Below are 24,967 nucleotides of genomic sequence, written 5' to 3'. Positions count from 1 at the left end.
TCGGCGCACCGGAGACACAGGCGCCCCGGGTGCACGGCCTGCCGAGCACAGGTCACCATCGCCCCGCCCCGCCCGGACGGTTACCGGGCTGCCGCAGCCTGCCGGTGTCGGAGTTCCGTTTCGGCGGTGTCGAGTACCTGACGAATTCCGGCGGCGAGTATCGGCTGCAGCAGCATTGTGAGCAGTCCACCGCCGAACGGGGCGACGACTTCGAATCGCGCCGACCAGCGGACCCGCGTGCCACCGGCGACAGGGTCGAAGCTCACCACGCCTTGCGAATGTCTCAGCGGCGGAAACGAATCGGTGATTCGATAGCGCACGCGGTGTGGCGGCGAGTAATCGACGACCTGCTCGGTCAATCGCAGCGGCGGGGAAGCGATTCGCCGGACCGACCCGGTGCCGTGCTCGGCGACGTCACCGGGTCGTATCCGCCGCACTGCGCGGATGATCGGGACGCGGCGATAGTTGGAAATGTCTGTGAGCCAATCGAATACTTCCACGCGCGGTGCTCGAATGGTGCGTTCCAGATCAACAGTGCGCATCGGGATCGTCCGCCGACTCGATCAAGCACTGCCGCAACCACGACAGTGGAGTTTGCCCATCGGGGCCGACCTCGTAGCCGGGATAGCTCTGGTGGATACCTGATTTCAGGAAGTCCTCGATCTGTGCGCGCCGCTGCTCGACGGCCCGGGCATCGAGCTGCCCGGCCAGCAGACCGACACCTCCTGCCGCGATCGCCGCACCGGCGAGGTCGGATGCCTCCTGGACGTATCGGCCCGCGTGCTGCGGGTCCGGATTCGACAGCTCGGCGAGCAAGCCCGCGATCCGTCCCGCGAAATCGCCCTCGGGCATCGCGCAGTACAGGTCACCGGAGGCACAGAAGGTGAAGGTGCGAGCCGTGACCCGGCCGAAGCCGGCCCTGGGACCGCCCGCTCCGGCACCGGGGACACGCGGTCCGATGAGATTGTCGACCGGCGACCGGCGCGGATCGGAGATCAGCCCCACGAGGACGACGCGTTCCGGAGCCACCACACCGTTGCCGGTACCGATCTCGGCCGCCAGATCTCCGGCCGCATCGGCGCCTTGGCTGTAGCCGACGAGAGCGATCCGGGTGGACGCGCATGCATCAGCCATGCCCGCGACCATGGCGCGCGCCTTGTCGAGGGCTTCCCGCTTGGACCGTCCGTAGACCTCGCCTTCCCAGGGAAAGGCGGTCGCGGCGTATGCGACGTGATCGACGCGCACATCGCCCGGCAGACCGTCCACGGCGCCGGAGAGCATGCCCTGGCGGGGCTCATCGACCGAGGTCTCCCACGTGCCGGGTACGGTCACGACGTACAGGCCGGGGCACTGCCGCCCGGATGGTTGCGCGATCGCCGGCCCCGTCGCCCCGACGGCAGTCAGGGTGAGGGCCGCCAGCAACGCGGCACCGATGTTCTTCGGGCGCGGAAACATGATCAGACCGCCCCGAGCCCAAGCGATTTCCCGCGTCTTCGGTGCGGGTCCGCACGACCGGTCGCGACCGCCATCACGGATCTCCCCCACGCGCACATACTCACGCCATCCACTCTCATCACTCCTCGTCGAGCTGGGCGCACGCCGACTGCGGCACCTCCATGAAAGAGAATCTGTATTAACATAACAGAGAGCGGGAGAGGCCGCGGCACGTTGGGAGTGGATCCGGGACTTCATCACCGAACCGTGACGATTCGTCAGCTTTCAGCCGGACAAGCTGCTAGTTGAGTCACCCCTACCAGGAGCGGGCACGGAGCCGGCCTTCACGTGACACATGGTCGACGGCAACTATCCGCGCCGCCAAAGCATCACATTATCGAGGGAATATACAGTCACTTATTGAATTTGATCGTCGTCATCGTGACAGCCCGGATCACCGGCACCGGACTCCGAGCCCGCCGCGTACCGTCCGAACCCACGGCGCCGGTACATTTCCGAGCCCACCGCATGTCACCCACCGGGTCGCCGACCGATATCCGGTGACACCGCCTGCACCAGCCGCGTGAGCGAGACGACCGGCACCGCGTGACGAGCACCCGGTCCCGGCGTCAGGTCAGGACACGCGGCTGCCGCCGCCGGGGTCCTGCTGATCGAGCACCGTCCGGGCCACCGAAGCGGCCGTGTCGCACTGCTGGGCGACGGTCCGCGCGACCGGATCGATCGTGGGCACCTGCTGGGTGAGATTGATCAGCAACGGCTGCGCCGCGCCGGTGTCGACGACCAGCATGCAGGCCGTCTTCGTCGTGCCGCTGTCCAGACCCGCCGGCCACCGGCTGCCCACCCGGACCGCGTAATAGCGATTGCCGAGGACGAATCGTTCGAACAGCTGGGCGGCGTCCTTGTCGAGGATCGTCGCGGTGATGCCACTGCCGTCGTCGTCGGGATAGTCACGTCGCCAGAATTCCCCGAACGGTGTCGCCGTCGTCATCACGGAAACGACCGTGCCGTGGTCGTCACCGGCCCAGCATCCATGGCCGGGCACCATCGTCGTGGCCCGGACATCCTGTGGCACACCGGCAACCGTGTGCAGCCGCGAGGTGAACGCCACGCATTCGGAACCCGGGGCGAGGACCGGCCGGCGGTTGGCCAGGAATACCAGATTCGTCGCACGAACGTCGTCGGGCGGCAGTGTCGCGGCGCGCGGACCGCTCGGCTCGGTAACCGAGCAGCCCACCACGGCCATCAGCACGGCGGCCGCGATCGCGGCCGCACCCCGGCCCGGCAGCGGCGGTGTCGTGGCCGATTCGCCGCGTCGCCTCGGGCCGGTGTGTGATTCCGCCATGATGACTCGACCCTAGTGGGTGCGCGCGGGGCCTCACCCCTGTGCGGCCACCTCTTTCGCCCAGCGGTAGTCGGCTTTGCCCGCCGGCGTTCTGCGCACCTCGTCCACCCGCACCATCGATCGCGGGATCTTGTAGCCGGCCAGAGTCTTTCGGCAGTGCTGCTGGATATCGTCCAGCGTCGGCGCGACGGCGTCGGGGTAGATCTCCACCACAGCGGATACGCGTTGGCCCATGCGCTCGTCGGGCACCGGGACGACGAGCGCGTCGGCGATCGACGGATGGGCGTGCAGTGCCGCCTCGACCTCCTCGGCGAACACTTTCTCGCCGCCGGTGTTGATGCACTGCGATCCGCGGCCGAGAAACACTATGGCGCCGTCGGATTCGACCCGGCCCATATCTCCCAGGACGGCCAATCGCGTCCCGTCGGCACGGGTCGGGAAGGTGCGCGCCGTCTTGTCCTCGTCCTTGTAATACCCGAGGGGAATGTTGCCGATGCGTGCGATGTAGCCCTCCTGCGCGGACCCCGGCGCCAGTTCGGCGAGATCCTCGTCGACCACGATCAGGTTGGGCGACTTCGGCATTCGCAGACTGCCGGTGTCGTCGACGGTGAAAGCTCCGTCGCTCCCGGTCTCCGAGGCACCGAAATTGTCGCGTAACAACAGATCCGGCTTCACCGCGAGCATCCGCTGCCGCACACCGACCGACCAGATGGCGCCGCCGGAGGTGATGGAATACAGCGAGCTGAAGTCGATCTCGTCCTTGCGCCGTTCCATCTCGTCGACGAGCGGCAGCCCCATACCGTCCCCGACGATCAGGATCACCTGTAGCGACTGCCGCTCGATCGCTTCCACGACCGCGCGTGGTTCGAAGTCTCGCATCAGCACCACCCGCGCACCGAGGGTGAAGAAGGTGAACAGCGAAAACAGCGCCGCGCCGTGCATCAGCGGCGCGGCGATGAGGAAGGCGAGCTCCGGGAATTCCTCGGCCGCCGCGGCGACTTCGCCGAGGTTGCGCCGATCGTCGGCGCCGTAGGGGTTACCACCGGACAGCGGCTTGTGAAAGAAGTCGTCGTGGCGCCACATCACCCCCTTCGGATACCCGGTGGTCCCGCCGGTGTAGAGCACATACAGGTCGTCACCGGACCGCGGGCCGAACTCCGCCGAGTCCGGCAGGTCATCCGAGTCCGAGAACGACACCACCGCGACCGACCGCGCCGCGGCCGCGCCGCGAAGGTCCTCGGTCACCGCACCGATGACGACGACGATCCGCAGCAGCGGGCAGGAGCCGAGCAGGGCGGCGAGCGCACGTTGATGTTCGGGGAGTTCGACCACGATCGCGACCGAGTCCGAGTTGACGAAGATGTATTCCAGTTCGGCCGGCGTGTACCGGTAATTGACGTTGATCGGCACGGCCCGGATCTTGATCAGCCCGAGAATGCTCGTGACGTGCTCGACGCTGTTCTTCAGGAACAGCGAAACATGCTCGCCCGCCGCGATGCCGGCCCCGGCGAACAGTCGCGCCACCCGGTTGGCCGCACGGTCCAGGCGCGCGTAGGTCAGATTTTCGCCCTCATAGGTCAGCGCTGTACGCTCGGGCACCGCTGTGGCCACAGCCTCGAAGACGTCGGCTATGTTGAACTGCACCATCATCTCTTCCCGTCGGTCAACGCATTTCGACAACTATGGAGGATTTACCACGTGGCAAAGAAAATCATCGTCGAACTGATCGACGACTTCGACGGCAAATCCAAAGCCGAGGAGACCGTCTCGTTCAGCCTCGACGGCGTCGAGTACGAGATCGACCTGTCGAACAAGAACGCGAGCAAGCTTCGTGGCGCGTTCGAGCAGTGGACCGGGCCCGCTCGCAAGGTCGGCCGGATTCCCCGGTCCAAGGCCAAGGCCGGAGTGCGTTCGGCAGCCGACAAGCAGCAGACCGGCGCGATTCGTGAATGGGCGAAGAACAACGGCTACAACGTCTCCAGCCGCGGCCGGATCCAGGCCGATATCGTCGAGGCGTACAACAAGGCGAGCTAGCCTGACCCGACCGGGGATGTGCGATTCCGCAACGCGCTGCGCCTGTTCCGGCCCGCCACCCAACCGGGGCCGGATCCGGCCGAGGGTCACCCCAGCGGCCCGCGAATCACTCGCCGACAACGAATTCGGTGATCCCCCGGCCGACGTTCCGGCCGGGGTGTCCACCCACCACACCGTCACTGCCGCCGCCCGCACCGAGGGCCGATCGACAGTGCTGCCGCACTTTTCCGGATGCGGCCCCGCGATCACCATCTCCTGCTCGTCAACCCGGTAGCGCGCTTCGACCGCGCGATCCACCGGCCTGCGCGGTACCGCCGCGACCTGACGCGAGCATTCGCCATCAGCCCCCGCACCGATCCGGTCACCGGAACCGGCAACCAGGCGATCGCGACCGCCGAAACGGCCGGATGTTTCAACGGGCCCGAGTATGGCAACTCTCAGGCAACTACGAGCACGTCGACGCCTCCGAGGCCGCTCGTCACCGAGAACCCGGAAAGGCCGCGATGAGTTCTGACTTTCCGAGTGACAACGACATCGGACCGGCCCCGTCCGAGGATTGGTCATCGGCCGGCCTCGAGGTCGCCGTGGTCGGCGTCTCGGATCACGACGGCATGCTGCACGGCGATCGCGCCGGTCGCTCGTCCTGGGCGGCGATGCAGGAATATACGGATCTGCTGAACGGGCGCACCGCGCTGCAGGCACACCCCGTCCTCGTACCCGCCGGCCGATTACGAGCGATCGCCGATCACCTCGCCGATTTGCCCTCGACGGTGACCGCGATCGCGCTGATCGGATCACCACCCGCGGAAAGCCTTGCCGTGCAAGCGATCACCGCATCCACCGAATGCCCGCTGGTGATCACGGAATCGGATGCCTTCAACGCCACCCTGACCGCCGCCGTCTCGACCGCGTTGCGCAGGACCGGCACTCCGTCCGGACGCGGACGCCTCGCGGTGATCGGTCTCGACCGCGCTCCCCGCCTGGTTCCGGTACTCCTCGCCTCCGGCGCCGGGAATCTCACGATCTACCACGACCACGACCCCGATCCGGCGCTGCGCCGGCAGCTGGCCGATGAACATGACATCGTCATCGACCTCACCGCCGGATCGAGCGCACGCCCGGGCACCGTCACCGCGCCCGACAACCCTTTCGGATATGCCGCGCTGGCGCTGCCCGGTCTCCTCAGTGCCCTGTGCGGTCACGGTGCGGCAACCGTCACCTCCGGCGTGCTGACGGCCGCCGCGCAAGCCATCTGCCTGCTCACCCCCGATACCCGGGCGGTCCCCGACCTGCGCGACAACCGAATCACCCTGGCAGTCGCACACCACGTCGGCGCGTCACTCACTCCCGAACTGCCGCCGGCGCCGCATCTGTGACCACATCACGACAGCGACCGCGTGTTACCACGACTCCAGAGTTAGCCAGTAGTTCGCGTGATCATCGACGGTGCGGGTGTCACGTCCAGGGCCACCCAGTCTTCCGCCGATCCGGCGGAACAACACCACGCCGCCGGGAACAGCAACACGGACAGGACAGTCGGCGGCGATCTCGAGCGCCTGTCACATGAACACTATTTACGAGCAATCGATTACCCGCCTGCAGAAGACACCGGCAACCTCGGACGACGCCGGAGATCCCGGCAAACGATGCCGGACAACAAGCGGGACGACTCTCGTCCGGATGGTCGGCGGAACAACCCGGTCGACGGTAGCCTGGAATTTGCTATTTGGACGCTGGGTGTACTGCTCCAACCTCGGGTCAGCCGGTTCCGCGCGCGCGAACACAGCAGCCCGCGGCGGGCTCCGATCGTGCACGCACCGACGACACGAGAAGGGGCCGCGTTGAGTTTTCCCGCCCTCGGATATCTGCACGCCGATGTCTCACTGTTACGGCGACACAACGACGAGGCGCAGATCTCCTGCCTGGCAGAGAGTCTGGGGTACACCCTGCGCAAGACACTCGTCTTCGAGAACCGCACCGACGACCCGATCCAGTACCTCATCGGTGAGGTGATCGCGTCCGACGCCGAAGCGGTGATCGTCCCCAGCCTCGACCACTTCCCCGACGGCATCGTCCCCGACGAACTCATCCACGTCACCGACATCATCACCGTGCTCCCCGAGCACGCCTACGCCTGGTGGGCGACCCACGAAGCGCCCGAACCGACCGACGGAGCCTGAACGCACACACCCGGCGCCACCGCGACCTCGCCGCCGGGTGAGAAAGACGGTCTCCGCGACCGTCACCTCCCGGCGGCGACGACCGCACCGCGACATTCGCCATGACCTGTCCCACTCGCTGTCACAATTCCGGGCCGCGCGGCGTCTCATGACCGAACCGCTCGCCCAAGGGAGGAAGACAATGAGTACCAAGAACGAAGTCGTCGTGATCGGTGGCGGATACGCCGGTGTGATGGCGGCCAATCGCCTGACCCAGCGCGACGACGTGCGGGTGACCATGATCAATCCGCGTGCGGTCTTCGTCCCCCGGCTGCGGTTGCATCAGCTGGTGGGCGCGACCCATGAGGCCGTCGTCGACTACCGCGACGTCCTGGCCGAGGATGTCGGGCTGGTGGTCGACAGCGTGACGCGGATCGACGCGGCCGGGCGGACGGTGCAGACGGCGGGCGGCGACCGCATCGGATACGACCACCTGATCTACGCGGTGGGCAGTGGCGCCCCCACGCCGCAGGTACCGGGCGCAGGCGAGTTCGCCTACCCGATAGCGACTTTGGAGGCCGCACGGCAGCTGCGGTCGGCACTGTTCGACACTCCGGGCGCGGCCCCGGTGACGGTGATCGGGGGCGGGCCGACCGGTATCGAGGCCGCTGCCGAGCTGGCCGGGCGAGGTCGCGCGGTCACCTTGGTCTGCGGCCGTGTGCTCGGTGCGTATCTGCACCCCAGAGCACGGCGCACGGCCCGCAAGTACCTCGCCGCGCTCGGCGCGACAGTCGTCGAGGGCCCCGGTGCGACCGTCACCGCGGTGACATCCGACGCCGTGGAGCTCGGCGACGGCCGGCCCCTGACCAGTGCCGTGACGATCTGGGCGGCCGGTTTCGGAGTTCCCGACCTGGCCGCCCGCAGCGGACTGCGCACCGACGCGGCCGGGCGGCTGCTCACCGACGAGACGCTCACCTGCATCGACGATGAGCGCATCGTCGCGGCGGGTGACTCGTCGGCACCGTCGGATCTGCCGTTCCGGATGAGCGCCTACACCGCGTACTGCCTGGGCGCGCACGCCGCGGACACCGTGCTGCACCGGATCGCGGGTGAACAGCCCACACCGATCGACCTCGCGTTCCCCGCCATGTGCCTCAGCTTCGGCCGCGATGCCGGGATATACCAGCTCGGTCACAAGGACGAGACCGCCATGCGGCTGTATTTCAGCGGATTCGCCGGAAAGAAGCTGAAGGAGTTCGCATGCGAAGCGGGCATCAAGCATCTGGCGACCGAAGCCCGCAAGCCCGGCGCACACCACTGGTTCTCCGACGGCAAGTACCGGCCGGAGCAGCTGCGGACCCGGCGCCCGGAATTCGCACAGGCCGAAATCTCCTCGCCACAAATCCACAATCGGTAGCTCGAATTCTCGGCGGACACACGGAAAACCCCTGAATCTCGCGCAATTCGGCCAAGCGGCAAACCCTCGGCAGACAAGGTTCGAATACATTTCGCCACCGCACTTCCACAGCAGCGGCGTGAGCGCACCATCGATCCGAGGTGACGCGTCGAGCCGACCGTGAAGGGATTTGTCTTGGATCGCCTGTTTCTGCGAACGCTCGTCTGCACCGCGGCTCTGGCCGGATTGTTCGTTTCCCAGCCGGCCGGAGCGGCCTCGGCGACGACGGGCACCTTCCGCATCGCGTCATCGGAACATCCTGGCTACGCGATGGTTTCGCGCCGGGCCGGGGATCCGATCCGGGCCCTGCCCGGCGAGCGCGGCGATCTGTGGGAGTTCGTGGTGATCGATTATCGGCCCGCGGGACCGATCTATCAGATCCGCAACGCACGGACCCGATGGTGCCTGCGGCCGCATCGATACGATCCCGGCGGCGCCTTCGTCGAACAGGGCGCGTGTGGCGTCAGCGATTACGTGACCTGGTGTCTACGCAACGACGGTGGTAGCCAATACATCTCACTGGCAGCGGATCCGCAGACGATCGCCTACGGGACGACGACCACCGGACCGGGCATGACCGTGATCGCCGGCCACGGTGGGAACGGCAGATCCGCGCACTGGATTTTGCGCCCCGCCTGAGCCGGCGGATGGCAGAATGCCCTGCCTGGCAACCGTTTCGCGCACCCGGGGCGGGGAGGCGATCGGAGTGTCCGCCGTTGTCCGGCACCGGTGACGGCAGGCAGCCTCGTCATCACCCCAGCCGGTCACGCGGCACATTCTCGCAGCGAACCAGCAAATCCGCCGGCATCGTGGCAGGACCGCGCCCGCACCGACCGATTGCCATGGCTGGAACCCGCCGCTAATCTTGGATTAGCCAGGAAGATGCTGACGGATGGAAGCGGTTGCGACCGAACACCATTTCGTCACACGACCGGTAATCGGTTGCCCCGGTCGAGCTGTCCGGATCGCGCCCGGTGATCTTCTGCTCCACGCTCGCCGCCGTGCCGCCGCGTGACGCGGTCGGCCTCCAGGAAGGACAGCGATGAGTTTCGTGGCCCTCGGATTCCTTCGCAAAGACGTCTCGCGCCAACGGCAACGGTGGGACGAAGCTCAACTCCGGCACGTAGCAAGAAGTTTGGGATACGACCTCAGCAGAACCATCACCTTCAGCCAGCTGACCCGGGATCCGATGCGGCAACTACTCGACACCGTCGTCCGGTTCGACGCGGACGCCGTCGTGGTCCCCAGTGTGGACCACTTCACCGACCACATCGTTCCCGCCGCACTCATCGAGATCACCGATGTCATCACCGTGGCGCCGGAGCACATCTACACGCAGTCCACGACCACGGAGCTGTCGCGGCGGGCGACAGGGTGATCCTGCCGTGCGCGAGCACAATTCCAATTGTGTTGCCGGAATGAGGAAGTCGGCAACCCCGTTGGGCACCGCGGCGCCGCGGGCGGACCCGTTCGCACGCTCCGGAGCAGAACACGCCGAGCCGAGCAGGATCCGTCCGCGGCGCCGTGGCGCACGGCACAATCCACCCATGAGTGCACCCGACGACTGGAACACCAAGATCATCGACGAGTTCCGGGCCAATCAGGGCCGCGTCGGCGGGCCTTTCGAGGGCGCCCCGATGCTGCTCGTCCACCATCGCGGCCGCAGGAGCGGACGCGAACTCGTCACCCCCATGATGTACATGCCCGACGAGCGCCACCTCGACACCGTCTACGTGTTCGCGAGCAAGGCGGGGGATCCGACCAACCCCGCCTGGTACTACAACCTCACCACCGCGGGCACCGCCGAAGTCGAACGCGGCACCGAGAAGTACGCGGTCGACGTGGAGGAGATCACCGGTGAACCGCGCGACCGGATCTACACCGAGCAGGCCCGCCGATACCCGGGCTTCGCCGGTTACGCCGAGAAGACCGCCGGGATCCGAACCATCCCGGTTCTCGCACTCCACCGCCGCTGACTCGGCGCTCTCCGGTGGCAGCGGAGCGGCCGATCGCGGTCGGGGCGAATCGTGCGTGACCGCCGCGCTCGTCCGGGCAGCGCTGGGGCTGCTCGACGAACAGGGCGCCGCGGCGGTATCGCTGCGGGCGATCGCCAAGCGGCTCGACGTACGGATGAATACCATTGCGTGACATGACAAGTCGACGAATCGCCCCGAAGAACTCATGGCCGACGCCATCGTCGGCGGGGCCGATCTCGACGGGTCGCCCGCGCTCCGGCGGGAGCGGTCCGCCGAGATCATCCGCCGATACCGGGCCGCACTCCTGGCACACCGCGCCGCGGTGGTGGCTGGCACCCTCGCCGCCGAACCCGCCACCCTCGATATCGCCGAGGCGCTGGTCAGCGCCCTGCTCGACCGGGGACGACCTCCCCGGGAGGCAGCCTGGACGTGCTGGAGCCCGGTCTACTTCGTCCTCGGGCTCACCCAGCGACAACACGGCGTCGCCCGGCTCTGGGCTGAGGCCGCCCGCACGACCCGCCTCGGAGGAGAGGACGTTGGTCTCCTGCGCCGAGCCACCGCGCGCGGGAGGATCGAAGAAGGTGACCCGGCACGATGTAGGGAAGGTCGCCGCGCGGCGCACACCGTCACTCTTCGGCCGCAAGTCGGAGAACTCCCGGGTCGAGGCTTCGCCCCGGCGCGAGGGTGTGGTTATCTCATCACAGGTCCTGGGCAACTTCCGGAAGCCTTGGAGCGTCGATCGGCTGCGCGGGCAGGCCGCCAATACCAGAGAAGGGCCAGTGGACGAACGATCCGGGGGGCGACTGCACACGGCGGTGGTGGCGATCGGCCAACCGCGGCGTGCCGAAGACTGGGGCAGAACAGTCTGCACCGCGTGCCGGGATGCCCTGGACGGAGTCGATTCCGTCGGGCTCGTGTTGCACAGCACGGGTTTCCTGGTCGATCTCGTGGGGTGCAGCGATTCGCTGGCCGAACAGGCCGAGGACGCGCAGATCGTGGTCGGTGAAGGCCCCGGCCCGTCCGCCTACAGCACCGGCACCGTGGTGCGGGCCACGGCGGGAAGCGACGCGTTCGAGCCGTGGCCGATGCTCGCGCACGAGGCCGCACGGCTGGGCGTCGGCGCGGTGATCGCGCTACCGCTGCGGGTCGGCGGTCTGCGAATCGGCAGGCTGGATCTGTATCGGCGGCAGCCGGGCGGACTCTCGACCGAGGTGGAAACCGATGCGATGCTGCTGGCGGAGCTGATCAGCTATACCCTGATCGAGGATTTCGCGCTGCGAGAACCCGGGGCGGACCCGCTGGCGACCACTCACCGAGATGTCAACATCGCGACCGGCATGATCGCAGCTCAGCGGGGTATCTCACTGGAAGAAGCCTTCCTGCGCCTCCGCGCGTTCGCGTTCGCCGCGGAACGTTCCCTACCAGAGGTGGCACGAGGTGTTCTCGAACGACGAGTCGATCTCGATGGAGCGACCGAATGAACGACAACACCACGAACCCAGAACGAAATCGTAAAATCCTCGATGTGTCGAAGGAGTACGTCGTGCTCGAGCAGCTGGTCGGTCCGCTGTCCCGGATCACCGCCGACCTCGTCCGTGATGCCGACCTCACGAGCACCCTTCCGCTGATCAACGAGATGTGCACCCGAGTCCTGCACGTCGCGGCGGCGGCCATCGTCGTTCTGGATCCGAACGGGGTCGCGCGCATCCTGCCGATGACCGAGGACCGACCGGATCTGATCCGACTTCTCGAAATACACGCGAGCGACGGCCCGTGGACCGAGAGCATGTCGTCGAAGGAAATGGTCGAGGTCGCCCGGATCGGCGACGACACCCGGTGGCCGGATCTGTCCCGCGCTGCCGCCGCGCTCGGCTGCGGCGCGGTGTGTGCGGCCCCCATGATTCTGGGAACCGACGCGGTCGGCAGCCTGATCTCGTTCTACGACGAGTCGGTCGAGCAGCGCCCCGGCTATCAGGTGGTCGTCCAGACCCTGGCAGACCTGACGACACTGTCGCTGTGTCAGGACAGCGACAGCGCACGGGCCGAACTGCTCGCCCGCCGGTCGCTGTCGACCTTCGACGATCGCGTCCGCTACGAACACTCGGTGGGGATGGTGGCCGGACGGCTGAACATCGACGCGAGCCGGGCGGCGGCATTGTTGCGCGAGCATGCCGACGCCCACGGTCTCTCACTGGTCGCACTGTCCCGTGCGATCACGAGCGGCACCTTCGACTGGATCGAACTCGAACATTCGGCGTGATCGGTGCACCGCGAATCGTTCACTCGGACCGCACGATTCGCCTCCGGCGCCCGCGGCTCACTCGGCCCAGGGTGAGCTCTCGATCATGTCGACGAAGTCGATGTGCTCGTGGCCGGGAACGAAGTGCGCCAGCACGTCGTCGTTGACGGTCCCGAAGGCGGTTTCGGGTTTCGGCGCGACACCGGCGGTGAACGCGGCGAGGATCCGGCGTTTGAAATCCGGACGCGGTTCCATCGCGGTGACGGCGCGGCGATCGGCATCGGCGATGCCGTGGTAGCCGATGCCCAGAACGTCGTATTCCACACCGGCGGTCACCAGCGCGACCTCCGGTTCCATGAACTCGGGGACGCCCGGCGTGGTGTGCAGCGCGATCGCGGTCCACACGCGGCGAATACTGTCCTCGGGAACGCCGTGGCCGCGCAGGAATCGGCGGGCTTCGTCGGCGCTGTCGACCTCGAAGCGATGACCGCTGTGATGGAACTGCTCCCCCAGGCCGACATCGTGGAACATCGCACCGATATACAGCAGTTCGGGGTCGTAGCTCAGGTCACGACGGCGCCCCTGCAGACTGCCGAACCAGTAGACCCGGCGGGAATGGTGGAAGACGAGTTCGCTGGTGGTGTCGCGGATGAGCTCGGTGGCCTCGCGGGCCAGTTTCGTGTCCGGGATCGTGACACCCGCGACGGATTCGACGGTGCGCGGCCGGGGCTGCTCGATGGTCATCAGGTCATCTCCTGCTCGACGAGTTCGATTACCGTGATTCCAGCCTCCCGCGGCACACCGCTCGCGCGCCCCGTGATCCGCGCCAGGCATCCCACAGATCCGGACGTGAGGAGACAGCGGTGGACACCGAGCGGCGCATCGGCATCCTCGTGTTCGACGGGGTGAAACTGCTCGACGTCGCCGGTCCCGGCGAGGTCTTCGCCGAAGCCAACCGCTTCGGCGCGCACTACCGCCTGGTGATGTGCTCACCCGAGGGCCAGGACGTCTCCACCTCGACCGGCCTGCGGATCAGCGTCGACACCGCGGCGGCCGAGACCGGTCGGCTGGATGTGGCGATGGTCGCGGGCGGCGACGCACTGCCCACACATCCGATCGATCCGCGGCTCGTGTCCGCCGCCGCGACATTGCACCGGCACGCCCGGGAGACGGCCTCCATCTGCACCGGCGCGTTCATCCTGGCGGCCGCGGGTCTGCTCGACGGCCGCCGCGCCACCACCCATTGGAAACACGCGGCCACCCTCGCCCGCGCCCACCCCGCCGTGCGGGTGGACCCGGACGCCATCCATGTCACCGACGGACCGATCCTGACCTGCGCGGGCGTGACCGCCGGCATCGACTTGTCGCTGGCCCTCGTCGAACGCGACCACGGCCCGGAACTCGCTCGCGAGGTCGCCCGATCGCTCGTGGTGTTCCTGCAGCGCCCCGGCGGCCAATCGCAGTTCTCCCCGGCGATGCGATCGCCCCTGCCACGGACCGCACCGCTGCACCAGCTGTGCGCGGCCATCACCGCCCAGCCCGCCGGCGACTACTCCGTCACCGCGCTGGCCGCGCTGGCCCACCTCAGCGCGCGCCAGCTCACTCGGCTGTTCCGCGACGAACTCGGCACCAGCCCGGCGAAATACGTCGAGCAGATCCGGGTGGATACCGCCAAGGACCTCCTCGACTCCGGCCACTCGGTGACCGCTGCCGCCCAGGACAGCGGATTCGGCAGCCCCGAGACCCTGCGCAGGGTGTTCCTCCAGCATTTCGGCGTCTCACCGCGGGCCTATCAGCGCCGATTCCACAGCGCGCTGCGCGAATGACCTGCCGGGCCCGTCGGCGTGACACCCGAATAGACGCTGGTTCCGGCCATGGCACGCGGATGTGGTTGCGGGCCGGGCGGATTCAGCGGTAGAGACCATGCAGCGCGCGGCAGGCGGACTCGATGATCTCCTCGGCGGTTGCCTCGATGGCGCCGTCCAGCCAGGCGGTGACCAATTCGGCCATACCACCGATGAACAGCAGACCGGAGGTTTCGTCGGCGGCCCGGCTGCGGCCGGCATCGCCGAGCCATGCGCGAACTTCGAGAGCCGATTCGTGCGCCAGGTGACGGAGCAATTCGGTACGCCGCCTCCGCAATTCGGGGACCGCCACCGATTCGACGATCGCCACCCGGCCCTTGCGCGGATCCGCCACCAGCAGGCGCACGAACGCGCCGATCGATGCCCGCATGCGAGCTTCCGGATCGTCTCCGGCCGCATCGGCGGCGCTGCGGCTGTTCTCCTCGATCTCGACCGCGATTTCGTCGAGGACGGCCTCGAGCAAGGCATCGAGTCCGGTGAAACTCTCGTAGAAGTAGCGTTCGCTGAGGCCGGCCTCGGCACATACGGCGGTCATCGTCGTCCGGGTTGCCGGATCGGCCCACACCGTGAGCCCCGCTTCCAGCAGGCGCGACCGGCGTTCGGTGGCCCGTTCGGCGGCAGTGGCTCCGCGATAGACCCCTGATTGCACGGCCATGGGCCCAGCATGCCACAGCGAGATCCGCACCAAGGTTGACAGGATGCTCTTCCTGAATCAGGCTGTGATGTGAGCGCCATCACAGAGACGAGGTGTGCGATGACGGCCGACGCCCTGGACACCAGGCCGATCCCGACCCAGCGCCGCGAAGACCGCGGCTATCCGGTGCTCGGGCAAGTACTGGATTTCGCCAAGGACCCCGTGGCCCTGTTCCAGCGCGAATGGGATCACTACGGCCCGGTCGCGCCGATGTACTCGCTCGGCCGGACCGCGGCACTGCTGCTCGGCCCGGACGCGTGCGGTGCCGCGCTGCTGAACAAGGACGGGGCACTGGCCAACGAGCCGGCCTGGTCGCGGCTGGTCGGCCCGTTCTTCCACGGCGGGCTCATGCTCATCGATTTCGACGAGCACAAGCGGCATCGGCGAATCATGCAGCAGGCCTTCACCCGTCCGCGACTGCAGGCCTACACCGAACGGCTGCACCCCGCGATCGAGCAGGGGGTGGCGCATTGGGGCGAGAGCGAATCCTTCCCCGCCTACTGGAAACTCAAGCAGCTCACCCTCGACATCGCCACCGATCTGTTCATGGGTGGCGCCGCGGACACCAGCCCCGCCGAGATGGAACGAATCAACAAGGCGTTCATCGCTTGTGTCCAGGCCGCGGCCGGCATCGTGCGCGGCAACGTGCCGTTCACCCGCTGGGGCAAGGCCTACCGCGGCCGGCGGGTACTCGAGGATTTCCTGCGCCACTACCTGCCCGCGAAACGCGCCGAGCAGACCGACGACATCTTCTCGGTGCTGTGCCACATCGCGGACGAGGACGGCGCCCGGTTCACCGACGACGACGTGGTGAACCACATGATCTTCCTGATGATGGCCGCCCACGACACCTCCACCATCACCACCTCGACGATCCTGCAGTATCTCGGGCAGCACCCGGCCTGGCAGCAGCGTTGCCGGACCGAGGCATCGGCACTGGGGCCGGCACCGTCGATGGCCGAACTGGAAGGTCTGGAATCGATCGACCTGGTGATGCGCGAGGCATTGCGTCTGCGCGCTCCGGTACCGGTCCTGGTCCGCTACGCGGTGAAAGACACTGTGATCCACGGGGTTCGGATTCCGGCCGGCACCGATGTGGTCATCGGCATCCAGTTCACCCACCTGATGCCGCGGTACTGGACCGATCCGCACACCTTCGACCCGGACCGTTTCGGTCCCGACCGCCGCGAGGACAAATCCCACCGCTTCGCGTGGGAGCCCTTCGGCGGCGGTGCGCACAAATGTATCGGCATGCACTTCGGCGGACTGGAAGTGAAGTCGATCATGCACCGCCTGCTACGCGACTACCACTGGCGGGTGGACCCCGGCTACGTCCCGCCACTGGACCACCACTCGCTGCCCTTCCCCAAGGACGGCCTGCCGATCACCTTCGTTCGCAACTGAGGGTCGTGCCGCCGGGCCTATTTCCGCGGCAGACCCATGACCAGGGTGGCGATGGTGTTGAGCTGGATTTCCAGGGTTCCGCCACCGATCACCCAACTGGGGATGTCGAGTTCGTGGTGGACGACCTCGGAGTCCTTTTCGCTCAGCGCGGCCGCGGGGCCGATGAGTTCGAGGGCCGCGGCCGCGGCCTCGGTGTGCAGCATGGAGGCCGCGGCCTTGGACATGCTCGTGGCGGGGCCGATGGGATGACCGTCGAGGCGGCGGATGGTCTCGCGCAGGTTCATCGCCGAGATGGCAGCCCCGCGCGCACCGATCCGGCCCAGCACCCGCAGCGCGTTCTCGCGACTGCCCGCGTACCCGTCCCGCTCGATGATGCCGACGATGCGGGCGTTGTGCCCGGGATCCCGGACGCCACCGATGAAAAGCCGTTCCTGGGCAAGGGTTTCCAGCGTCAGCGCCCAGCCCTGGCCGACCTCGCCGAGGACCATGTCGTCACCGACGAAGGCGTCGTCGAAGAACACCTCGTTGAATTCGGCGTTGCCGCTGGACTGGGTGATCGGGCGCACCGTCACACCCGGACCGTGCATGTCGACCAGGAACATGGTCAGGCCACGATGACGTTCGGCCTCGGAATCGGTGCGGGCCAGCAGCAGTCCCCAGTCGGAGCGATGAGCCAGCGTGGTCCAGATCTTCTGGCCGTTGAGCCGCCAGCCGTCACCGTCCCTGGTGGCGCGCAGGCTCAGCGAGGCCACATCCGAGCCCGCTTCCGGTTCGCTCATCAGCTGGCACCAGATCTGTTCACCGCGCAGCGCGGGGGCGGCCACCCGGGCGAGCTGTCCGGGAGTGCCGCGCGCCAGCACGATCGGCACCACCCACTGGCCGATTCCCATGGAGGGCTGGGCAATTCCGTGCTTGTCGAATTCGTCCTGCAGGATCAACTGCTCCAGCGGTCCCGCCGCGATCCCCCACGGTGCGGGCATCGGCGGGGAGACCAGACCCGAATCCGCGAGCAGGGTACGGCGGGGCCCGGTATTGGTGGCGTCGTGGTCACCGATCTTGCCCGGATTCGGATTGTCCAGGGCGGCCGCCCGATCCAGGATCTCCGAAACCCATTCGCGGAACGTGGAATCGGTTTCCGGCAGCGGTACCGCGAAATTGCGCGGCCCGCCGAGTGCGACCTCCCCCAGGCGACGTTCCCAGTTCTGCGCGGGCCCGCCGAGACCGGCCAGCGATATGGCCCGCCGCCAGTACAGGTGCAGGTCGTGCTCCCAGGTGAACCCGATCGCGCCGTGCAGGCACAGACATTCCACGGCCGCGTGCACGGCATTGCCGAGAGTGGTGATCGCGGCACCGGCCACGGCGTGCGTGCGCTGGGCGGGGTCGTCGGTCAGTCCGCGCACCGCGTCCCAGGCCGCCGCGGTGGCGAGTTCACTGGTGATCAGCAGCTGCGCGGCGCGATGCTGCACGGCCTGGAAGGAGCCGACGGGACGACCGAATTGCTTGCGGGCCTTCACATATTCGGTGGCCGTGTCCGAACACCAGCGGATCACCCCGGCCGCTTCGGCAGCCATGAACGCGGTGGTCACCGCCTCGGCGTAACCGGCGTCGATACCGGCGAGTTCGGTTCCCGCGACATCGTGCAGCCGCACGACGGCGAGGTCGCGACCGAGATCCGAACCGGCGCGCGCTTCGATCTCGACGCCCGGCGCACCGCGTTCCACCAGGAACCAGCGGGTCCGGTCGTCCTCGGCGGCGGCCACCAGCAGCACCTGGGCCGAGGCGGCGCCCAGGATCGGATCGGTCGCACCGCGCAGGCCGGTGGCGGCGATCCGCACCCCGTGCCCGGGTTCCACCGTCGCGGCGGTCACGCCCTCGGCGAACCGCCGCAACACCGCACCGGCCGGTTCGGCGGATCGCGACGAAGCGACGACGGCGCTGGTGACCACCGACGGCAGCAGCGGGCCGGGCAGCAGCGCCCGCCCGGCCTCGGCCAGTACCACCGCGATCTCGTCCAGGGTTCCGCCCTGTCCGCCGACCGACTCCGGCAGATGCACACCGGGCAGACCCAGTGCGACCAGCTCCGCCCAGAATGCGGGCAGTTCACCGGCGGCGAGCCGGTCGGTGTGCTCGCGGGTGTATTCGCGGGTGTTGTGACGGTCGGCGAATCCGCTGACGGCCTCCGCCAGCGCCGCCTGATCCGCGGTCAGGGCTACGGGCACGATCTCTCACTCCGCTCGGCTTCGGTACGCACCCGGCCGGGAACCGGGCACTCCGATTAGAACAGGTTCCTTCCGATCGCGAGGGCGAATAGGATCTCGCCCGATTCCCGCGCGCCAGGCCGGCGCCGAGACGCGGCGGCTCCCGCCGGCAGGACGGATACCGCCGCGAATATCGCTTCCCCTCAACGCATCCCGACGATGCGTTCGAGCCGCGTCAGGCGGAGATTTCGCTGCGGTCGCCGCTCCACTGGGTGTGGAACTTGCCGTCGGCGTCGACGCGCTCGTAGGTGTGCGCGCCGAAGAAATCACGCTGCGCCTGGGTGAGCGCGGCCGGGAGACGCTGCGCGCGCAGCGCGTCGTAGTACGACAACGAGGAGGCGAAGGCCGGAACCGGGATCCCGAGCATCGTCGCGGTGGCGATCACGCGACGCCAGCTGTCCACGGCATGCTCGATCGCGTCCCGGAAGTAGGGGGCCAGGATCAGGGTCGGCAGCGCCGGGTCCTGCTCGTAGGCCTCCTTGATGCGGTTGAGGAAACGGGCGCGGATGATGCACCCGCCACGCCAGATGGTCGCCAGGTCACCCGGGTTCAGGTCCCAGTCGTATTCGGCGCTACCGGCCGCGATCTGGTCGAACCCCTGGGCGTAGGCGACGATCTTGGAGGCGTAGAGGGCCTGCCGGATGTCCTCGGTGAATTGCGCCGCGTCGGTCGGCTTGTCGGCGAGTGCGCCCGAGGCCAGCCCCTGCGCGGCCTTGCGCTGCGCCCGGGAGCCGGACAGGGCGCGAGCGAAAACGGCTTCGGCGATACCGGTGACGGGGATGCCGAGATCGAGGGCCGCCTTCACCGTCCAGCGCCCGGTGCCCTTCTGCTCGGCGGCATCGACGATGACATCGACCAGGGGCTTGCCGGTCTTGGCGTCGATCTGCTCGAGCACCTGGGCGGTGATCTCCACCAGGTAGGACTCCAGCGGGCCGGAGTTCCATTCGGTGAAGACGTCGGCGATCTGCTTGGCATCGAAACCGAGTGCGTCACGGAACAGGTGGTAGGCCTCGCCGATCAACTGCATATCGGCGTACTCGATGCCGTTGTGCACCATCTTGACGAAATGGCCGGAGCCGTCGGGGCCGATGTGGGTGCAGCACGGGGTGCCGTCGACGTTGGCCGCGATCTTCTCGAGGATGGGGCCCAGCGACTCGTAGGACTCCTTGGGCCCGCCGGGCATGATGGCGGGGCCGTTGAGCGCGCCCTCCTCACCACCGGAGATACCGGCGCCGACGAAGTTCAGCCCGCGCGCCTTCATGGCGGCTTCCCGGCGGATGGTGTCGGTGTAGAGGGCATTGCCGCCGTCGATGATGATGTCGCCGGGCTCCATCGCGGCCGCCAGTTCCTCGATGACCGCGTCGGTGGCCTCCCCCGCCTTCACCATGATCAGCACGCGACGCGGCTTCTCCAGTGCCGCCACGAACTCCTCGACCGTTTCGGTCCGCACGAAGTTGCCGTCCCCGCCGTGCGCCTCGAGCAGAGCATCGGTCTTGGCGACGCTGCGATTGTGCAGCGCCACGGTGAATCCGTTGCGGGCGAAGTTGCGGGCGATGTTGCTGCCCATGACCGCCAGACCGGTCACACCGATATTGGCAATTGCGTTGGTGGAGGCCATAAGAACAGCTCTTTTCAGGTCGGGTCGCAGGTGGTCGGTGGCGGAGTCAGGATTGCCGGGCATACCGGTAGTGCATGATAAGTGCGTTCGTGGAGCTGTCGAAACCGGGTGACCGATCGGATCGAAGCTCGTCGTGTATACGACCCGCGAGCTTCTTGCCGAGCTCGACACCCCATTGGTCGAACGGGTTCACGCCCCAGATCCAGCCTTGGACGAAAACCTTGTGCTCGTACAACGCGACCAGCTGTCCCAGCGTGTAGGGGTCGACGCGGGGCAGCAGGATGGTGTTGCTCGAGCGGTCTCCCGGAAACGAGCGATGGGCCGGGCGCTCGCCGGGTTCGTCGAGATCACCGAATGCCAGTGCGCGGGTCTGGGCGAACAGATTCGACATCAGCAGGTCGTGGTGGTGCCGGTGGGTGTGCGCGGGTTCGAGCACGCCGATGAAGTCACAGGGGGTCGGGGTCGTTCCCTGGTGCAGCATCTGGAAGAAGGCGTGCTGGCCGTTCGTGCCGGGTTCGCCCCAGATGATCGGCGCGGTGTCGACAGCGACACGATGCCCGTCGCGATCGACCGACTTACCGTTGCTCTCCATATCCAGCTGCTGCAGATAGGAGGGCAGCAACGCCAGCCGCTGGTCGTAGGGCAGCACCGCGTACGACTGTGCGCCGCAGAAGTTCCGGTGCCAGATACCCAGCAGGCCGAGCAACACCGGCAGGTTCTGCTCGATGGGTGCGGTACGGAAATGGCGGTCGAGTGCGCGCGCTCCGGCGAGCAGCTCGCGGAAGTCGCCGGGCCCGAACACGACCATCAGCGAGAGCCCGATCGCCGACCACACCGAGTAGCGGCCGCCCACCCAGTCCCAGAATTCGAACATGCTGGCCGGGTCGATCCCGAAGGCCGAGACCTCCTCGGCGTTGGTCGACACCGCGACGAAGTGCCGGGCGACCGCGCCGGGGTCACCGAGACCGTCGATCAGCCACTGGCGCGCGGTACGGGCATTGGTCAGCGTCTCGACGGTGGTGAAGGTCTTGGAGGCGACGATGAACAGCGTGGTCTCGGGATCGAGGTCGCGCAGCACCCTGGTGATGTCGTGGGCGTCGACATTCGAGACGAATCGCGCGTCCAGTCCGGGCTGGGCCCGTTCCCGCAAGGCGTGATGGGCCATCGCCGGCCCCAGATCCGATCCGCCGATGCCGATGTTCACCACGGTGCGGATCGCACGGCCGGTCGCTCCACACCACCGGCCCGAGCGCACCCGCTCGGCGAAATCGCTCATGCGATCCAGCACGGCCTGCACCGCCGGAATGACGTCCTCGCCGTCCAGCAGCACCGATGCCGAGGCGTCGGCGCGCAGGGCGGTGTGCAGAACCGCGCGATCCTCGGTCGTGTTGATCCGGTCGCCAGCGAACATCGCGGCGATCCCCCGCTCCAGGCCGCGATCGGCGGCCAGGCGGGTCAGCAGACCCAGTGTCCGCTCGGTGACCAGGTTTTTCGAGTAGTCCAGAACCACACCGTCGTACTCGGCCGACATCGCGGTACCACGCCGCGGATCGGTCTCGAAAAGCCGGGCCAGCGACGTGGTCGCCAATTCCGCACGGTGCGCGGCCAATTCACGCCATACCGGCGACTCGACCAGAACTTCCAGCGTGCGACTCATGGATCCCTCGATCTGCAATGCGCGAATTCGCGCAGCCAATGCTCGAAATCATGCACTGCGGTGACGAGGCAAGTCAACCGCCGGGCCGAGTACCATGCACGAAACCGCAGCACAGCAGGACTTACGCAGGAAACCCGGTTTCGGAGGCACAGTTGCTAGCCAGCACTCGACGGCGCGAAATCATGCACAGGCTGGTCACGGATGGCTATGTGGAGGCCAAGGCCCTCGCTGACCAACTCGGTGTCGACGCATCCACGATCCGCCGGGACCTCGATGCCCTCGAGCGTGCGGGGCAGGCGCAACGCACACACGGCGGCGCACGTCCGGCTCCGGGCGCCACGGCGAAGTTGCCCTACACGATGAAGGAGGGCGAACGCCTCATCGAGAAGGCGGCGATCGCCCGAGCGGCGGCCCGCCGGGTACGCGATGGTGAGACCGTGATCCTCGACAGCGGATCGACCACCTACGAGGTCGCCCGGGCCCTGCGCCATCACGCGGACCTCACGATCATCACCAACGATCTGCGCATAGCCAAGTTCGTCGCCGAAACCCCGGGGGTGCGCCTGCTCGTCACCGGTGGCGAATTGCTCGGCTCGGTGTTCACGCTGGTCGGCGAACGCGCGATCGCCTTCCTGTCCGACTACACCGCCGATTGGGCCTTCCTCGGCGCCGATGCCGTCGACATCGATGCCGGCATCACCAACATGAACACCCTCGAGGTCCCGCTCAAACGCGCGATGATCACCGCGGCGGCCGATGCCGTCGTCGTCGCCGACAGCTCCAAATTCGGGCGTCGGGCCCTGGCCAAGGTCGCCGGTCTGGACGAGATCACCCGCGTCATGACCGATCCCGAACTGGCCACCGAGGTCCGCGAGCGGTTCGGTGAGGTCCTGGCCGTATCCGAGGATGCCGATACCCAGGACCCGCTCGACCGGCCGGCGAACGACGGTGACGGTTCGGCCGCGTACGACGACTGACTCACCTCGTCGGCCGCCGGATCCGGCCGGGAACACCGGCGCCGCGGTTCATGCGGCGCCCGGGTCGCGGCCACGGTCGTCGCAGCCATCGCTGCCATCGCTGCGGCACCGCTGATCAGCCCGGTCGTGGTCGAGGAGCCGGCGCGACCGGCCTCGATGGCGGCGCTGCGCCCGCAATTGATTAGGTAGGCTAAGCAATGTGGAATGTTCGACCGGGAGCCCGCTTGCCCCTGCGGTGACGACACAGTTCGCCGCGAGGCTCGCCGCGCACCGTCGTTCACCCGGGCGGCACACATCCCGCACCCGGGCCCAGCCGTAGCAACCGAACGTTGCTCTTCACCGAACAAGGAGTGGCACAGGCAGGAAAGGCAGTCTTGACCGCGATCCGCACCGACGACGAGAACACCACCGATACCGATCCACTGCCGCCGGCCCCATCCGGCGACGCAGCGGAGCCCTCGCACCGTCCGGGCGGAATGTTCACCTCCCTCACCGTGCCGAACTACCGCTATTACTTTGCGGGCCAGGTGGTTTCGAATACCGGCACCTGGATGCAGCGCATCGCCCAGGACTGGCTGGTACTCGGTCTGACCGGCAGCTCGTTCGCGGTCGGCATCACCACCGCGATGCAGTTCCTGCCGATGCTGCTGTTCGGCCTCTACGGCGGCGTCCTCGCCGACCGCTTCCCCAAACGGGGTCTGCTGGTCATCACCCAGGCCGCCATGGGGCTGCTCGCCGCCGTACTCGCCGTGCTGACGCTGACCGGCAAGGCCGAGGTCTGGCACGTATACCTGCTGGCGCTACTGCTGGGCATGGTGACCGTGGTCGACAACCCGACCCGGCAGTCGTTCGTCCCGGAGATCGTCGGGCGGGAGCGGTTGCGCAATGCCGTCAGCCTGAACTCGGCGAACTTCCAGGCCGCCCGGCTGATCGGGCCTGCGGTCGCGGGTGTGCTGATCGCGGCCGTCGGGTCCGGCTGGGCCTTCGTGATCAACGCCTGTTCGTTCGCCGCCGTCATCGGTGGCCTGCTGGCGATGCGACCGGCGGAACTGACGCCGGTGCCGCGCCTGCCCCGCCGCAAAGGGCAACTGCGCGAGGGCCTTCGCTACGTGAGCGCACATCCGCAACTGCTCTGGCCGATCGTCATGGTGGGCTTCGTCGGCACCTTCGGCTACAACTTCCCCACCGTGCTGTCGGGCTTCGCCTATCACGTCTTCGATGTCGACGCCGGGAAATACGGACTGCTCAACACCGCACTGGCGGCAGGATCGCTCGCCGGCGCGCTCCTGGCGAGCCGCCGAGGACGAGTGCGCATGCGCATGCTGGTCGGTGCCGCCGTCGGCTTCGGAGCGCTCGAAGCGGTCACCGCATTCGCACCGGACTACTGGCTGTTCACCGCCCTGCTGATGGTGGTGGGTCTGCTCGGGCTCACCTTCAACACCTCGGGCAACTCGATGGTGCAGCTGGAGACCGACCCCGCCATGCGGGGACGGGTGATGTCGCTGTACATGATGGTCTTCACCGGTGGCACACCGATCGGTGGCCCCATCGTGGGATGGCTCACCGAACAGTTCGGCCCCCGCTTGGGCCTGTTCGCGTGCGGCGCCGTGTCGGCGGCCTCCGCGGCGCTGGTCGGCGTCATTCTCGCCCGGGCCGCCGGCCTGCGCATTCGGATGTCGGGCAGGCGAATATCGCTCGTCCCGCGGGCCGATCCGGCGGCAGCCGTCGTCACCGCCGAGACGCGGTAGCACCCGGAACGTACGGCAAACGCATCGGAGTATCGGGCATCGTTGTCTATTATCTAGCAGTGGGCAACCCGTGCCGCCGCATGGT

At 67.7% G+C, this 24,967-nt stretch carries 23 protein-coding genes; 14 read left to right on the top strand and 9 right to left on the bottom strand.

Features of this window, described 5'->3' with window-relative positions; genetic code table 11:
* Window positions 1-80: 80 nt before the first annotated feature.
* The 4 genes from AB0L57_RS22125 to AB0L57_RS22110 all read right to left on the bottom strand — a co-directional run bounded on the left by AB0L57_RS22125 (window position 81) and on the right by AB0L57_RS22110 (window position 4,441).
* Window positions 81-542 (bottom strand): SRPBCC family protein, encoded by a 462-nt coding sequence (locus AB0L57_RS22125; RefSeq protein WP_364965208.1) that lies wholly within the window; start codon window positions 540-542, stop codon window positions 81-83.
* Complete coding sequence (locus AB0L57_RS22120) at window positions 529-1,455, bottom strand: cutinase family protein (protein WP_364965206.1); 927 nt, start codon at window positions 1,453-1,455, stop codon at window positions 529-531. The genes AB0L57_RS22125 and AB0L57_RS22120 overlap by 14 nt, the downstream gene beginning before the upstream one ends.
* A gap of 613 nt (window positions 1,456-2,068) precedes the next feature.
* A complete protein-coding gene (locus tag AB0L57_RS22115; RefSeq protein ID WP_364965204.1) occupies window positions 2,069-2,797 on the bottom strand; it encodes a hypothetical protein in 729 nt (242 codons plus the stop codon).
* A gap of 33 nt (window positions 2,798-2,830) precedes the next feature.
* Entirely contained in the window at window positions 2,831-4,441 is a 1,611-nt protein-coding gene (locus AB0L57_RS22110) for an AMP-binding protein (RefSeq protein WP_364965201.1), read from the bottom strand.
* Window positions 4,442-4,495: 54 nt separating this feature from the next.
* Here AB0L57_RS22110 and AB0L57_RS22105 point away from each other — a divergent pair, with 54 nt between their 5' ends.
* The 10 genes from AB0L57_RS22105 (at window position 4,496) to AB0L57_RS22060 (ending at window position 12,682) form a co-directional block, all read left to right on the top strand.
* Window positions 4,496-4,831, top strand: coding sequence for an Lsr2 family protein (locus AB0L57_RS22105; protein ID WP_364965199.1), 336 nt, complete (start codon window positions 4,496-4,498; stop codon window positions 4,829-4,831).
* Between the two features lie 503 nt (window positions 4,832-5,334).
* Complete coding sequence (locus AB0L57_RS22100; protein WP_364965196.1) at window positions 5,335-6,207, top strand: hypothetical protein; 873 nt, start codon at window positions 5,335-5,337, stop codon at window positions 6,205-6,207.
* A gap of 465 nt (window positions 6,208-6,672) precedes the next feature.
* Entirely contained in the window at window positions 6,673-7,011 is a 339-nt protein-coding gene (locus tag AB0L57_RS22095) for a hypothetical protein (protein WP_364965194.1), read from the top strand.
* Between the two features lie 181 nt (window positions 7,012-7,192).
* A complete protein-coding gene (locus AB0L57_RS22090; RefSeq protein WP_364965191.1) occupies window positions 7,193-8,407 on the top strand; it encodes an FAD-dependent oxidoreductase in 1,215 nt (404 codons plus the stop codon).
* A gap of 174 nt (window positions 8,408-8,581) precedes the next feature.
* Window positions 8,582-9,085 carry a hypothetical protein gene (locus AB0L57_RS22085; protein WP_364965188.1) on the top strand — a complete coding sequence of 168 codons (504 nt, stop codon included), beginning with the start codon at window positions 8,582-8,584 and terminating at the stop codon, window positions 9,083-9,085.
* A 403-nt stretch (window positions 9,086-9,488) separates the two neighbouring features.
* On the top strand, window positions 9,489-9,824 hold the full coding sequence (locus AB0L57_RS22080; RefSeq protein WP_364965186.1) for a hypothetical protein: 336 nt from the start codon (window positions 9,489-9,491) through the stop codon (window positions 9,822-9,824).
* Window positions 9,825-9,993: 169 nt separating this feature from the next.
* Window positions 9,994-10,422: a nitroreductase/quinone reductase family protein gene (locus AB0L57_RS22075; protein WP_364965183.1), complete on the top strand. Its 429-nt coding sequence runs from the start codon at window positions 9,994-9,996 to the stop codon at window positions 10,420-10,422.
* 55 nt (window positions 10,423-10,477) lie between these two features.
* Window positions 10,478-10,594: a TetR family transcriptional regulator gene (locus AB0L57_RS22070; protein WP_364965181.1), complete on the top strand. Its 117-nt coding sequence runs from the start codon at window positions 10,478-10,480 to the stop codon at window positions 10,592-10,594.
* Between the two features lie 409 nt (window positions 10,595-11,003).
* The gene (locus tag AB0L57_RS22065; RefSeq protein WP_364965179.1) at window positions 11,004-11,903 is read left to right on the top strand and encodes an ANTAR domain-containing protein; all 900 of its coding nucleotides are present in this window, start codon (window positions 11,004-11,006) and stop codon (window positions 11,901-11,903) included.
* Between the two features lie 44 nt (window positions 11,904-11,947).
* Window positions 11,948-12,682: a GAF domain-containing protein gene (locus AB0L57_RS22060; RefSeq protein ID WP_364965176.1), complete on the top strand. Its 735-nt coding sequence runs from the start codon at window positions 11,948-11,950 to the stop codon at window positions 12,680-12,682.
* 57 nt (window positions 12,683-12,739) lie between these two features.
* Here AB0L57_RS22060 and AB0L57_RS22055 read toward each other — a convergent pair whose 3' ends face one another.
* Window positions 12,740-13,405 carry an HD domain-containing protein gene (locus tag AB0L57_RS22055; RefSeq protein WP_364965173.1) on the bottom strand — a complete coding sequence of 222 codons (666 nt, stop codon included), beginning with the start codon at window positions 13,403-13,405 and terminating at the stop codon, window positions 12,740-12,742.
* Between the two features lie 119 nt (window positions 13,406-13,524).
* On the opposite strand from AB0L57_RS22055, the gene AB0L57_RS22050 reads away from it, so the two are divergent.
* Window positions 13,525-14,487, top strand: a complete 963-nt coding sequence (locus AB0L57_RS22050; protein ID WP_364965170.1) for a GlxA family transcriptional regulator — start codon at window positions 13,525-13,527, stop codon at window positions 14,485-14,487.
* Window positions 14,488-14,569: 82 nt separating this feature from the next.
* On the opposite strand, the gene AB0L57_RS22045 is transcribed toward AB0L57_RS22050, so the two are convergent.
* Window positions 14,570-15,181 (bottom strand): TetR/AcrR family transcriptional regulator, encoded by a 612-nt coding sequence (locus tag AB0L57_RS22045; protein WP_364965169.1) that lies wholly within the window; start codon window positions 15,179-15,181, stop codon window positions 14,570-14,572.
* A gap of 99 nt (window positions 15,182-15,280) precedes the next feature.
* Between AB0L57_RS22045 and AB0L57_RS22040 the strand changes: the two genes are divergently transcribed.
* Complete coding sequence (locus AB0L57_RS22040; protein ID WP_364965165.1) at window positions 15,281-16,624, top strand: cytochrome P450; 1,344 nt, start codon at window positions 15,281-15,283, stop codon at window positions 16,622-16,624.
* 17 nt (window positions 16,625-16,641) lie between these two features.
* Here AB0L57_RS22040 and AB0L57_RS22035 read toward each other — a convergent pair whose 3' ends face one another.
* The 3 genes from AB0L57_RS22035 to pgi form a co-directional block, all read right to left on the bottom strand.
* Window positions 16,642-18,843 (bottom strand): acyl-CoA dehydrogenase, encoded by a 2,202-nt coding sequence (locus AB0L57_RS22035; RefSeq protein ID WP_364965162.1) that lies wholly within the window; start codon window positions 18,841-18,843, stop codon window positions 16,642-16,644.
* 214 nt (window positions 18,844-19,057) lie between these two features.
* Complete coding sequence (gene gndA, locus AB0L57_RS22030; protein WP_364965160.1) at window positions 19,058-20,500, bottom strand: NADP-dependent phosphogluconate dehydrogenase; 1,443 nt, start codon at window positions 20,498-20,500, stop codon at window positions 19,058-19,060.
* 46 nt (window positions 20,501-20,546) lie between these two features.
* Window positions 20,547-22,157: a glucose-6-phosphate isomerase gene (gene pgi, locus AB0L57_RS22025; protein WP_364965157.1), complete on the bottom strand. Its 1,611-nt coding sequence runs from the start codon at window positions 22,155-22,157 to the stop codon at window positions 20,547-20,549.
* A 152-nt stretch (window positions 22,158-22,309) separates the two neighbouring features.
* On the opposite strand from pgi, the gene AB0L57_RS22020 reads away from it, so the two are divergent.
* Window positions 22,310-23,134: a DeoR/GlpR family DNA-binding transcription regulator gene (locus AB0L57_RS22020; protein ID WP_364965154.1), complete on the top strand. Its 825-nt coding sequence runs from the start codon at window positions 22,310-22,312 to the stop codon at window positions 23,132-23,134.
* A gap of 374 nt (window positions 23,135-23,508) precedes the next feature.
* On the top strand, window positions 23,509-24,882 hold the full coding sequence (locus AB0L57_RS22015; RefSeq protein ID WP_364965151.1) for an MFS transporter: 1,374 nt from the start codon (window positions 23,509-23,511) through the stop codon (window positions 24,880-24,882).
* The last annotated feature ends 85 nt before the right edge of the window (window positions 24,883-24,967 follow it).

The sequence above is a fragment of the Nocardia sp. NPDC052254 genome, assembly GCF_040679495.1.
In the GTDB taxonomy this organism is placed as follows: Bacteria; Actinomycetota; Actinomycetes; order Mycobacteriales; family Mycobacteriaceae; genus Nocardia.
Note: the sequence above shows the minus strand (reverse complement) of the source record. Positions and strands in the feature narration are given on the sequence as shown.